9 protein-coding genes are annotated in these 13,805 nt (G+C 53.7%); all 9 read left to right on the forward strand.

Annotation, left to right across the window (positions count from 1 at the left end; genetic code table 11):
• Positions 1-55 precede the first annotated feature (55 nt).
• The 9 genes from pheT (at position 56) to ftsZ (ending at position 13,793) form a co-directional block, all read left to right on the forward strand.
• A complete protein-coding gene (gene pheT / locus PORUE0001_RS03855; protein ID WP_007365174.1) occupies positions 56-2,545 on the forward strand; it encodes a phenylalanine--tRNA ligase subunit beta in 2,490 nt (829 codons plus the stop codon).
• 67 nt (positions 2,546-2,612) lie between these two features.
• A complete protein-coding gene (locus PORUE0001_RS03860; RefSeq protein WP_007365181.1) occupies positions 2,613-3,338 on the forward strand; it encodes a YebC/PmpR family DNA-binding transcriptional regulator in 726 nt (241 codons plus the stop codon).
• Between the two features lie 100 nt (positions 3,339-3,438).
• Positions 3,439-5,226 (forward strand): translation elongation factor 4, encoded by a 1,788-nt coding sequence (lepA, locus tag PORUE0001_RS03865; RefSeq protein WP_007365168.1) that lies wholly within the window; start codon positions 3,439-3,441, stop codon positions 5,224-5,226.
• Between the two features lie 103 nt (positions 5,227-5,329).
• Positions 5,330-6,922, forward strand: a complete 1,593-nt coding sequence (gene dnaB, locus PORUE0001_RS03870; RefSeq protein WP_007365190.1) for a replicative DNA helicase — start codon at positions 5,330-5,332, stop codon at positions 6,920-6,922.
• 589 nt (positions 6,923-7,511) lie between these two features.
• Complete coding sequence (murG, locus tag PORUE0001_RS03875; RefSeq protein WP_039865555.1) at positions 7,512-8,624, forward strand: undecaprenyldiphospho-muramoylpentapeptide beta-N-acetylglucosaminyltransferase; 1,113 nt, start codon at positions 7,512-7,514, stop codon at positions 8,622-8,624.
• Positions 8,625-8,659: 35 nt separating this feature from the next.
• Positions 8,660-10,033, forward strand: coding sequence for a UDP-N-acetylmuramate--L-alanine ligase (gene murC, locus PORUE0001_RS03880; RefSeq protein WP_007365153.1), 1,374 nt, complete (start codon positions 8,660-8,662; stop codon positions 10,031-10,033).
• A gap of 10 nt (positions 10,034-10,043) precedes the next feature.
• Positions 10,044-10,823, forward strand: coding sequence for a cell division protein FtsQ/DivIB (locus PORUE0001_RS03885; RefSeq protein WP_007365140.1), 780 nt, complete (start codon positions 10,044-10,046; stop codon positions 10,821-10,823).
• Between the two features lie 33 nt (positions 10,824-10,856).
• The gene (locus PORUE0001_RS03890) at positions 10,857-12,320 is read left to right on the forward strand and encodes a cell division FtsA domain-containing protein (protein WP_007365182.1); all 1,464 of its coding nucleotides are present in this window, start codon (positions 10,857-10,859) and stop codon (positions 12,318-12,320) included.
• Positions 12,321-12,371: 51 nt separating this feature from the next.
• Positions 12,372-13,793: a cell division protein FtsZ gene (gene ftsZ, locus PORUE0001_RS03895; protein WP_007365196.1), complete on the forward strand. Its 1,422-nt coding sequence runs from the start codon at positions 12,372-12,374 to the stop codon at positions 13,791-13,793.
• Positions 13,794-13,805 lie beyond the last annotated feature (12 nt).

Genomic DNA, 13,805 nt, shown 5'->3' on the forward strand with positions numbered 1-13,805 from the left:
TGTCTCGCTTTTTAACTCTATTCATCGGCTACTAGAGAGCCCTTGTCTGATTCGTATGAATATATCTTTCAACTGGTTACAGCAATACCTACCTCGTCTAGAGGGTTATAATCCAAATGAAGTAGCGGAGACGCTCACGGCCATCGGTCTTGAGGTGGCTGGCGTCGAGCAGACTGAGTCTGTACGAGGCGGTCTGCGTGGTGTCGTCATAGGACGCACGCTCACTTGCATCCCCCACCCTAACTCTGACCACCTGCATGTCTGCACGGTCGATCTCGGCGAGGAGGAGCCTGTGCAGATTGTCTGTGGAGCGCCCAATGTAGCTGCTGGTCAGACGGTCGTCGTCGCTACTGTCGGCACCACCCTATACGGACCCGATGGCGAGCCTTTTAAGATCAAAAAGTCCAAGCTACGTGGCGAACCTAGCATGGGTATGATTTGCTCGCAAGTGGAGATAGGTATGGGGGCTGACAGCTCTGGCATTTGGGTGCTAGAGGATGAGACGGTGCGGCCTGGGACACCTGCAGCTGACTACTTTGACCTAGCCAGTGACACCGTCATAGAGATAGACATAACGCCTAACCGTGTTGATGCGACCTCGCACTATGGCGTGGCGCGCGACCTAGCAGCTTACTACTCCTATCGTGAGGGTCAGGTAATCCGTGCGGAGCGTCCGACCCTGACGAAGCCTCAGGCGGTCGATGCGAAGGCTCCTGCCATACAGGTTGAGATGGAGGTCTCCGCTGAGGATTGTCCTCGCTACCAGGGGGTGACGATACGTGGTCTGAAGTGTGTCGAGAGCCCAGACTGGCTCAAGGAGCGACTACAAAGCATCGGCCAGCGTCCTATCAATGCGGTGGTTGATGTGACCAACTTCGTCTTACACGAGATCGGGCAACCGCTGCACGCTTTTGACGCTCAGAAGATTGCTGGCGGGAAGCTGCGCATAGCTCATCTACCTGCTGGCACGCCTTTTACCACCTTGGATGGCGTAGAGCATAAGCTCACAGGCATGGAGAATATGATCTGCGACAGCCAGCTCACACCGCTTTGCATCGGAGGCGTGATGGGCGGACTGGACTCGGGCGTGACGATGGATACGACAGACATATTTATAGAGGCGGCCAACTTCAATCCGACGATCACACGTCGCGCTGCCAGAAGTCACGGGCTGAGCACCGACTCCTCCTTCCGCTTCGAGCGTGGACTAGATCCCGAGGCGACTGACTGGGCGCTCCAGCGTGCTGTATCGCTCATTCTGGAGATTTGCGGAGGCACCATAGCTGGTGAGACGGTGGATCACTATCGTATGCACCTGGATCCAGTAGAGTTGACAATCTCTACGGACTATGTCTCTCGGACCATCGGTCGTGACCTGACGGCAGAGCAGCTACAGCTCATCTTAGACGCTTTGGAGATGTCGCCTAAGGCTGTGGAAGGTGGAGCTTTTGCCATCTCTGTGCCTCGCTATCGCTACGATGTGACACGTCCAGTGGATGTCGTCGAGGAGGTACTGCGCATCTACGGTTACAATGCCGTCCCGCTATCGGGTTATGTGCATGCGAGTCTCTCTAAGCAGAGCGACCAAGACCATATCTACCATGCTCAGCTCAAGCTTTCGGAGCTACTCACAGGCTTTGGCTATCGAGAGATATTGAATAATTCGCTCACCTCTCGGCAATACTTTGAGGGGCAAAAGGCTTTTGACCTTAATCAGCTCGTACCGATAGAGAATCCGCTGAGTCAAGAGCTCAACGTGCTGCGCCCCACCCTCCTCGTGGGTGGTCTAGAAACGATCTCTGACAATGTGCACCGCAAGCAACCTTACTGTGCGCTCTATGAGTGGGGCAACGTCTACCGCTACAAGCAGAACGACCAGGCGACTACGCCCCTAGACCAGTACACCCAAGCGCACAGACTAGGCCTGTGGCTCTCGGGGACGCTCATGCCAAACAACTGGACGACCGCTGGCGAAGCAACTTCTCCCTATATGCTGCGAGGAGTTGTTGAGAAGCTCTTAGCGCACATGGGCTTTACGGCAGAGGACTACTCGGTGACTACACCTGCCGAGTGCCACGACCTGTGGAGCGAGGTGGTCTGCTACACCGATAGAGAGGGCAAGAGCCTCGCCTATGTAGGAGTCATTAGTAGCTATTGGCTCACGAAGTGCGATATCAAGCAACCAGTCTACTACGCCGAGCTATACAGCGACACCTTGATGGCTCATCTGCTACAGCACAAGGTGGTTAGCACGGAGCTTAGCAAGTATCCAACGGTGAAGCGTGACTTAGCGCTACTCATCGACAACAACATTACCTACGAAGCATTGGCTAGCACCGCTCGCAAGGCTGAGCGTAAGCTACTTCAGCGGGTTGAGCTCTTTGATGTCTACACGGGCAAGGAGCTACCTTCGGGCAAGAAGAGCTACGCCTTGAGCTTCTACCTACGTGACGACAAGGGCACCCTACGAGATGCCCAGATCGATGCCGCCATGAAGCGCATCTGGCAAGCCATCGAGCAGGAGTACCACGCCACGCTTCGCTAGATTAGACTAGCTTATCCAATCATCTGACATATCAATCAACTAACATAGTTAAGTATCCAATCCAATCATGGGAAGAGCATTTGAATATCGTAAAGCACGCAAACTAAAGCGTTGGGGCAACATGGCTCGTGTCTTCACGAAGCTAGGTAAAGAGATCACCATTGCCGTTAAGGCTGGCGGACCTGATCCTGACACCAACCCACGACTACGTGTCCTCGTCCAGACGGCAAAGAAGGAGAACATGCCTAAGGAGAACGTGGAGCGTGCTATCAAAAAGGCTACCGACAAGGACAGCAACACCGATTATAAGGAGATGAACTATGAGGGCTACGGTCCGCATGGCATAGCCATCTTTGTAGAGACGGCAACAGACAATACGACTCGCACGGTCGCCAACGTACGTAGCTACTTCAATAAGTTTGGCGGTAGTCTCGGGACGACAGGTAGCTTGGAGTTTCTCTTTGATCACCGCTGCGTCTTCCACGTTCAGCCTAAAGCAGAGGTAGACCAGGAGGAGCTAATCCTTGACTTGATCGACTATGGCGTGGAGGATATAGAGCAAGACGAGGAGGAGTGGGTCATCGAGGGAGACTTCTCTCAGAACGGTGCTCTCCAAGCCAAGCTTGAGGAGCTGGGATTTGAGATTAGCTCGGTCGAGTTCATCCGCGTCCCCAAGGACACCCGCTCGGTCAGCGCAGAGGAGCGCGAAGAGCTCAACAAGCTCATCGAGCGACTCGAAGAGGATGAAGATGTGCAGAACGTCTTCACCAATATGGAGGACGAAGAGGAGTAATCTTCGCCTCCCCTCTCGGTTCCGTCCTTTATTCCCTTTCTTACAGCAGATAAGCTGTAGCACAGTTGCCCTTTGTTTAGCGCACGAATCCCTTTAGCACATGCAGCACATACGTAACTTTTGTATCATAGCTCACATTGATCACGGCAAGAGTACCCTCGCCGATCGTCTCTTGGAGTATACCAATACAGTCCAAAAGAAAGATCTGCAGGATCAAGTCCTGGACAATATGGATCTAGAGCGTGAGCGTGGCATCACCATCAAGAGTCACGCCATACAGATGTCCTATACTAAGGATGATGTGGAGTACACGCTCAATCTGATTGACACGCCAGGACACGTGGACTTCAGCTACGAGGTGTCTCGCTCCATAGCTGCATGTGAGGGTGCGCTACTCATCGTAGACGCTTCGCAGGGAATACAGGCTCAGACCATCAGCAACCTCTACATGGCGATCGATCATGACCTGACCATCATCCCAGTGGTCAACAAGATTGACCTGCCAGGCGCTTCGCCCGAAGAGGTGCAGGACCAGATCGTTAGTCTGCTGGGAGTAGATCCAGACGAAGTGCTCTTTGCCAGTGGTAAGACGGGACAAGGCGTCAACGAAATCCTCGATGCCATCATAGAGCGTGTGCCAGCGCCCGTAGGAGATCCCGAAGCTCCCTTGCAGGCGCTTATCTTTGACTCTGTCTTCAATCCCTTCCGTGGCATCATCGCCTACTATAAGATTGTCAACGGCTCCATAGCCAAGGGCGACAAAGTCAAGTTCATCAATACAGGTATGGAGTACGACGCCGATGAGGTAGGCGTGCTTAAGCTTGACATGATGCCGAGAGATCGGGTCAACACAGGCGACGTGGGCTACATCATCTCTGGCATCAAGACCAGCAAAGAAGTCAAGGTGGGTGATACGATCACGCACATTCAGCGCCCCGCCTCAGAGGCTATTGCAGGCTTTGAGGAGGTCAAGCCGATGGTCTTCGCTGGTGTCTACCCCATTGACACGGAAGACTTTGAGGACTTGCGCGCTTCGCTCGAGAAGCTACAGCTCAACGATGCTTCGCTCACCTTTACACCTGAGAGCTCCGCAGCTCTAGGCTTCGGCTTCCGCTGCGGGTTCCTCGGTTTGCTCCATATGGAGATCATACAGGAACGTCTCGACCGTGAGTTCAATATGAACGTCATCACGACCGTCCCCAACGTCTCCTACCTCGTTTATGACAAGAAGGGTGGCGTGACCGAGGTGCACAACCCGTCTGGCCTGCCCGATCCGATGCAGATTGATCACATCGATGAGCCGTACATACGAGCTACGATCATCACAGACACCGCCTACATCGGTCCTATCATGACGCTCTGCCTTGACAAGCGTGGCATCCTCATCAAGCAGGAGTACATCAGTGGCAATCGTGTCGAGATCTACTTTGACCTGCCTCTCGGGGAGATAGTTATCGACTTCTATGACAAGCTCAAGAGCATCTCACGAGGCTACGCTTCCTTTGACTATCATCTGAGCGACTTCCGCCCCTCCAAGCTGGTCAAGCTAGACATCCTCCTCAATGGAGAGCCCGTCGATGCGCTCTCGACGCTGACGCACTTTGACAACAGCGTCCCCTTCGGTCGCCGCATGTGCGAAAAGCTGAAAGAGCTCATCCCGCGCCAGCAGTTTGACATAGCCATCCAAGCCGCCATCGGCGCTAAGATCATCGCCCGTGAGACCGTCAAGGCAGTTCGCAAAGATGTGACAGCCAAGTGCTACGGTGGTGATATCAGCCGTAAGCGTAAGCTACTAGAGAAGCAGAAAGAGGGTAAGAAGCGTATGAAGCAGATCGGCAACGTGGAGATACCGCAGAAAGCCTTCCTCGCTGTCCTCAAGCTCGACTAAAGCCCCTCCACAGCTCATCTTATCGCCACAGCCTAGGCTCCAACGTCTAGGCTACTGACTTGTCCCCCTCACGCAACACTCACCTAGCCAAAACATCTAGATCATGCCATCCCTAAAGCCTACACAGCAGAAGCAGCTCCGCAAGCCGCAAGCCTCTCTCGACCGCACGACCGAGGGGCGCGTACCACCTCAAGCCACAGATATTGAGGAAGCTGTGCTGGGCGCCATACTACTGGAGAAGGAGGCCTTCTCCGAGATCAGCACCATCCTAGAGCCCGAGAGCTTCTATATCAATGCGCACCAGATCATCTTCGAGGTCATGCGCGACCTCAGTCTGGAGGAGCAGCCGATAGATCTGCATACCGTCAGCCAGAGACTACAGCGTGATGGCAAGCTGGACCAGGTCGGGGGGATGCCCTTCCTCGTCGAGCTATCCAACCGTGTCATCAGTGCGGGCAACCTCGAGTACCACGCCATGATTGTGGCGCAAAAAGCCCTCAGTCGCAACCTGATCAAGTTCTCTACCGAGGTACTCACCGCAGCTTACGAAGACACCATCGACATCGAGGATCAGATGGAGACCGCCGAGGGAACACTCTTCGCCCTCTCGCAGAAGCATCTTCGCAAAGATGTCCAGCCCATCAATACGGTCCTCAAAGTTGCCATCGATGATATCAAGGCTGCCGCCAATAGTGCCGAGGGTATCAGCGGTATCTCCTCAGGCTTTGACGGCATCGATGCGATGACAGCTGGGTGGCAGAAGTCAGACCTCATCATCATCGCCGCGCGCCCCGCTATCGGTAAGACAGCTTTCGTCCTCTCCATGGCCAAGTACATTGCTGTGGACAATAAGATACCCGTTGCCCTTTTCAACCTAGAGATGAGCAGCGTGCAGCTAGTCAAGCGTCTGATCAGTAACGTCTGCGAGCTCCCTGGCGAAAAGCTCAAGAGCGGTCAGCTCGAGCAGTTTGAGTGGACCCAACTTGATGAGCGTATCAGCGTCTTGGAGAATACGCCCCTCTACATTGACGACACGCCCAGCCTCTCCGTCTTCGAGCTGCGTACCAAGGTGCGCCGTCTCGTACGAGAGCACGACATCAAGATCATCATCATTGACTACCTCCAGCTTATGAATGCCAGCGGGATGAACTTTGGCAACCGTGAGCAAGAGGTCAGTACCATCTCCCGCTCGCTCAAGATGCTAGCCAAGGAGCTAGACATACCCATCATCGCCCTCTCACAGCTCAACCGTGCTGTCGAGCTACGCAAGAACGACAGCGGGACCAATAGCAAGGTGCCTCAGCTCTCCGACCTGCGTGAGTCAGGCGCTATCGAGCAGGATGCCGATATGGTTTGCTTCCTGCACAGACCCGAGGTGTATGGCATCATGCAGGATGACAACGGAGACACCAAGGGCATCGGCTACTTCATCATTGCCAAGCACCGTAACGGTCCGATTGGAGATGTGCGTATCGGCTTCCGAGGCGAGTTTGCCAAGTTCTACCCACTCGAAGAGGCAAACATGCACTACACCTCCCAGATCAATGGCGTCAAAGCAAGACAAACATCATCTGCTACTCCAGGAGTCACACCAGGCGCAGAGGCTGGTAATCCCTTCGGTCAAACCTTTAACGTCGGCGCCTCAGACTTCAACCCGATGGCCACCGACGACGAGGAGAGCGACTTCCCCTACTAGCACAGAACTAGCCTACCACACCTGCCGCTGTCGCTCCTTCTGACAGTGTACAGAGACTATACAAATAAGGCTCAATCGCTGAACAAAAGGCGGTTGAGTCTTTTTCTTTTTGCGCCTACCACAGTTCAATTCTTCGGAAGGAATACTCAAATAGCTCGGAGGAAAGCCAAAATCCCCACGGAGGGGCGAAATAAAAGTTCGGAAGAATGAAATGAAAGTTCGGAAGAAAGATTTCGAAGTTCCGAAGAATTTCCGATTTCCTCCATGGAGATTTCCGAATACATCAGGAGGAAACATGATTCGTCAAGAAGTTGCCGAGCCTGTCCAAGCAGATTCGCAACCCTTAACCGCACTTTTGCTTGTTTCCTCCTTATGAAAATGGATTTTCTCCCGCATGAAAATAGATTTTCATCCGTATGAAAACAGATTGCCGTGCGCAGGACAATAAAGTTTCGTCCGTATGAAACGGAGGAGAGGCAGGCGGTTGGGTGCTTTTTCGTACATTTGTAAGCGATAGCAGTCGGGCTTGCTAGCACTGACTGCGACAGACCTTTTTTATCTCAGTAGACTTTATTGATCTCATCGTGCTATGCAAGAGCCAAACAAACCTAGAGTGATCATCAGCGGAGGCGGTACCGGTGGACATATCAACCCCGCCCTAGCTATTGCCGACGAGGTACGTCGACGCTATCCAGAGAGTCAGATACTTTTCGTCGGAGCCTTGGGACGTATGGAGATGGAGCGTGTCCCCGCTGCAGGCTATGAGATCGTTGGTCTGCCTGTCATGGGGATGGATCGCAAGCGTCTCTGGCGCAACTTTAAGGTGCTGCGCTCTCTGATCAAGAGCCGCCTGATGGTTCGCAAGACTTTGGCAGACTTTCATCCCGATCTAGCCGTCGGTGTGGGTGGCTATGCGAGCGCCCCTACGCTCAAGGAGGCTCAGCGTAGCGGTATCCCGACGCTCCTACAGGAGCAAAACAGCTATGCTGGTGTGACCAATAAGTTCCTAGCCCGTGAGGCGAAGTGTATCTGCGTCGCTTACCCAGGTATGGAGCGCTTCTTCCCGAGTGATCGGATCATCCTAACGGGCAATCCCGTACGCCACGCTATCGAGTACAACCATACGACCCGTGAGGAGGCGTGCGCTTATTTTGCGCTCCCCTCTTCACTGTCACGTACTATCTTGGTCATGGGCGGTAGTCTAGGGGCTAGGACGATCAATGAATCGGTCGTGGCTGCGCTACCTGAGTGGAGCAAGCTAGGCTATCAATTGATCTGGCAGACGGGACGCAGCTACGAGCATGAAGCACAGGAGCTGATCAAGGAGTATGATATTAGCAAGCGTGCTTACGTATCAGCTTACGTAGAGCGCATGGATCTAGCTTACAAGCTGGCCGATGTGGCGGTGTCTCGTGCGGGTGCCCTGAGCGTCTCGGAGCTTTGTCTCTCGGAGCTACCAGCCATCCTAATTCCTTCGCCCAATGTGGCTGAGGATCATCAGACGAAAAATGCGCGTGCACTCTCTACTCGTGGCGCTGCAATCCTCCTTCTAGATAGCGAAGCGGTAGGCCAGATGGGACTCACCATCACTGAGCTACTCAAAGATGAGACGCGGAGAGAGAAGATGAAGGCAGCGCTTCGTGACCTCGCTACACCGCAAGCTGTAGAGCGCATCGTGGATCAGATGGAGCTACTGTGGTAGTCTCTTTTTACTTTGCAAAGACCTTTCGCTAACGCATGAGTTACGTTTATTTTATCGGTATCGGAGGTGCTGGCATGAGTGCTCTAGCACGTTACTATCACCTCAAGGGATGCAATGTGTCGGGCTACGACCGCTCACACAACATGTACACCGACGAGCTAGAGCAGCTAGGCATCGCTATACACTACGACAGCGATGCCTCGTGGCTGGAGAGCGCTCCGATGACTCCTGACAATACGCTAGTCATCTACACGCCTGCTATACCGCACGACCACCCTGAGCTATGCTATCTGCGTAGTCATCACTTCCGTGTGCTAAAGCGCGCTGAGGCGCTTGGCGTCATAGCCGAGAGCTATCGCACACTGGCTGTTGCTGGTTCGCATGGCAAGACCACGACGACCAACATGCTAGCGCATATCCTAGATGGTGCCAAAGAGGTGGGCTGTACAGCCTTCATCGGTGGCCTGGCTGTGGATACGGGATCTAACTTTATCTACTCCGACCACTCCAATCTGCTGGTGGTAGAGGCGGACGAGTATGACCGCTCGTTCCTACACCTCAACCCTTATATGGCTGTCGTGACCTCGACTGATGCAGATCACCTAGACATCTACGGAGACTATGCGGGGTACCTAGCAGGCTTCGAAGAGTTTTGTAGCCAAATACAGCCTGGTGGCACGCTACTGATGAAGGAAGGGCTACCGATCAAGCCACACCTAGCAGAAGGCGTACGTACATTGACCTATGGCAGTGCCTCTACGGCGGACGTTTACTACGACCATGTGACCGTCGGAGATGGGACAATCCGCTTCGACTGGCACTACCCAGAGGCGGGGATTCATCTAGAGCAGGTCGCTCTCGGGGTGCCTGTACGTACTAACCTGGAGAATGCTACGGCAGCTATGACCATCGCTTATCTCAACGGGGTCGCTCCTGCGAACATCGTACGAGGCGTGGAGAGCTTCCGAGGTACCAAGCGACGCTTCGAGCTGGTACTGCAGACAGATCGTCACCTACTCATTGACGACTATGCGCATCACCCAGTGGAGCTAGACAGTTCCATTCGCTCGATCAAGGAGATCTACGGTTCGGAGGATGTGCTGGCTATCTTCCAGCCACACCTCTACTCGCGTACGGCAGACTTTTATCAGGACTTTGCCAAGAGCCTCTCACATGTAGATCAGGTGATCGTGCTAGACATTTACCCAGCCCGTGAGGAGCCTATGCCCGGCGTCACATCGGAGCTTATATACAAGGAGTTGACAGCGCCACACCGCTGGCTATGTACCAAGGAGGAGCTGCTCCCTCTGCTTCGACAGATAAAACTGCCACGCGTGGTGGTCACGGTCGGTGCGGGAGACATTGATAAGCTGGTTCTCCCAATCAGAGATTATCTAGCTACACTATAATAATTAAGGGATGCGCTACCTATACCTCTCTCTCGCTCTGCTCCTCGTAGGACTGCTCTGCTACATGGCACTCGTGCCTCCTCAGATAGCGCCAGCACGTATCGTCGACGTGAAGGCGGATATTAGGTATGAGGGTGAGCACCCATTGATGCCGGAGCGAGACCTCGTGAGCGAACTGAAGGCGCTAGGCTTTCGCCCCATAGGTCAGTCGGTAGACTCACTCTCCACGATGGCTATCGAGTCACAGTTGATACGCAACGGACTCTTTAGCCACATAGACCTCTACACCACTCCAGGGGGTGTGCTGCACGTATCCATGCTACAGCGTGAACCTCTCTTTACGCTCCTCACACCACAGGGTAACTACTTCGTCTGCAAAGATCAGACGGTGGTGCCGATAGAGCGTAGCGAGGACTACTATACGACCTTCCTGCCAGTCAGCGGGAGCATATCTGTAGAGCAAGCCTCTCATCAGCTTTACCCATTGATGCAACTAATCCTTTCTGACCCTCTCTGGCGAGATCTATTCATACACATCTATGTAGATCCATACCGAGGGGTCATCGCCACGCCACGAGCTAGCAACACGGAGATTATCCTTGGCTCTAGCTCTAACTGGGAGGAGAAGCTGGACAAGCTCAAGCTCTTCGTAGAGCAAGTGATACCCATATTTGGCTGGAATAGCTTTATTTCAGTAAATTTGGAGTACAAAGACCAGATAGTAACTGTCCCGTCGGAGGAGGGAGCACTACAACACTCCCGACCAAGCCTCCCGGCACAGACTTTATAATACCACTCTCACGACTTAATCTCAAGCACTCGAATGTCATACAACGAAGATCTCTACACCGCCATAGACTTAGGTAGTGCTACCATACGGGGTATGGTAGGTACTAAGAAGGATGGCAAAGTCCTCCCTATCGCAATAGCCGAGGTGCCCACAAGCAACGCAATCCGCAAGGGGGTCGTCAACAATATGGAGGAGCTACACAACAAGCTCAAGGTACTTATAGATCGGCTCAACGAGCAGCTCCCCGACAAGCACACAGAGATCAAAAAGGTCTACGTAGGCTTCGGTGGCAAGTCCCTTATGTCTCGCTCCTACAAGATCAATCATAAGATGGACAACCCTGACGGGGAGGAGATCAGCGACTACCATATCAACCTAATCAATGAGCGTGTCAAGAACTACCGACTCAACGCTCACGAGGTGCTAGACGTCTCTGACCCTTATTGTCTCGTAGACGGACGCGTGGAGCGGAATATCAAGGGTCTGCTCTGCACGGAGTTTTCAATCCACTTCAACCTCATCACGACCCGCTCTAGCAATGTCAACTTCATCCGTATGGCTATCGAGGACCGTCTAGGACTTGAGCTAGAGGCTATCCTTCCCTCACCATGCTGCGAGGCGGACGTGCTCCTCTACCCCGATGCTAAGACGCTCGGCGTAGCGCTAGTCAACATTGGGGCGGGTACTTCCTCTGTCGCTATCTACAAAAACGACACGCTGAAGTGCCTACGGGTCATCCCCTTTGGTTCGAAAAACATTACCAACGACCTGATGTCCCTCCACATCACCTATCCCGAGGCAGAGAAGATCAAGCTGGAGAGTGCAACCCCCTTTACCGATGCCTACGATGACGAGACGCTCACGCTCAGCTCTCCCGATGGAACCCGTGACCGTGAGCTTAAGATGCGTGATGTCAACAGCCTCGTGACTGCTCGCATGAAGGAGATCACAGCAAACGTACTCCGTGTCATCCACGACTTCGAGGCTGGTGCTCGGCTGGGCTCTGGCATTGTCTTAGCGGGACAAGGCGCTCTGATGACAGGCTTCGTGAACTACCTACAGGGCGAGAGCAAGTTTGTTTCGCTAGCTCGTGAGTTCAACGATAAGGTTTACAAGGGCGATACGCCTCTCTCTGGAGATGTAGACTACGCTGGTTGTGCAGGACTCATCTATCGTGCGGAGGTCAACTGCATCGGCTCCTTTGATGCACCTCAGAGTACCCCCGTTGCGTCAAGCAAGGTCGCTACACCAGCGCCACAAGCCACGGTACAAGCCAGTCAGCCTGTGGAAGCTCACGAAGAGAATCATAGCACTGCTACACCTCAAGAGACTATCGAGGAGCAGCCCCAGCAGCAACCTCAGACATCGCTCTTTGACCTGCCCGACATTGATCAGCCTCGCAAAGCCACAAAGCGGGAGCATAAGAGTGCCAAGCGGAAGAAGTCCTTCAATTGGTTCTCCAAGATTAAGGATGTGCTGACCGACGACATTGACTAGTCAGTCACACCCTCTCTCCCATTTTATCTAACCTCTTACCTCTTTCGACAAATGGATAACGCAGACAAGCTCGTCAACTTCAAATACAACAAAGCGGTTGCTCAGAAAAAGCTGATCAAGGTGATTGGCGTAGGTGGTGCTGGAGGCAATGCCGTCAAGCACATTCACGCTTCTGGACTCCAAGGGGTATCCTATCTGCTCCTCAACACAGATGAGCAAGACCTCGCCAAGAGTGGGCTAAAAGATGTAGCCGTCATCGGACAGAAGCTAACCCAGGGACTGGGTGCGGGAAGTAAGATCGAGGTCGGCGAAGAGGCCGCCCTAGAAGACCGAGAGCTCATCCACTCCCTCCTCGATGACAACGAGACCCAGATGGTATTCATCTGTGCTGGTATGGGAGGTGGCACAGGTACTGGCGCTGCGCCTGTCATTGCGAAGATAGCTCGCGACATGGGACTGCTCACGGTCGGCTTTATCTTCATGCCTTTCGTCCGTGAGGAGAGACAGCGTATGATCAAAGCTGCGCAAGGGGCCGAGCGCATGCGCCAAGAGGTGGACTCACTGGTTATCATTGCCAATGAAAACATCAACCAAGTCTACGGAGAGCTACCCTGGGACGAGTCTCTCAACAAAGCAAACGAGATCCTAGCCAATGCCGTTCGCGCCATCACCATGGTCATCACCAACGAGATGGAGATGAACCAAGACTTCGCCGACGTACGCACCACGCTCAAGGACGGAGGAATCGCACACATCAGCATCGGCTACGGCGAGGGATCCGACCGTGTGAGCAAGGCTATCGACTCAGCACTGCGCTCTCCGCTACTCAACAACGACGACATCACCACGGCGACGAGGCTACAGCTCGCTATCTTCTACGACCCGTCCGACGCGTTGACGACCGACGAAATGGACGAGATCAAGAAGCTCACCTCCTCTATCCGCAATCTGCAGAACAACAAGTCAGGTCACGCCTTCAACGAAGAGCTTGGCAACAAAGTAATGGTCGTCATCATCGCTTCAGGCTTCCAAAAGGAGGCGCACATGCCTATGACCGCTATGGATGTAGAGGACTATGTGCGCCAGACAGAGATCGAGAAGGAGCAAAACAAGCTACTCAACCAGTATTACTCCGAGTTCGACCTTGAGCCTCGTAGCTCCCTGCCCACCTTCGTGCCTATCGTGCTGACCGACGACGAGCTAGATCGTGACGACCTGATTGACTACCTCGACGAGGAGCCCGCTAAGAACCACAGCTACTCAGAGGTGGAGGAGCGACGTGCTAAGTATAAGTACGGCAACCAGACACCTGCTATGTCGCAAACGTTGGACACTTCAAAGGTTGCTCAGCGCTCCACGCCAACTAGGATGCCTAGCGCAGACGTAGAGGAGCTCCCCAGCGTAGATCCGACACAGGAAGGTGCCGAGCCCACCCCCCAACCAGTCAATCAACCCAAGATCATCAAGTTCTGATCAAGAGCTAGT

The sequence above is a fragment of the Porphyromonas uenonis 60-3 genome, from assembly GCF_000174775.1.
Lineage (GTDB): Bacteria > Bacteroidota > Bacteroidia > Bacteroidales > Porphyromonadaceae > Porphyromonas > Porphyromonas uenonis_A.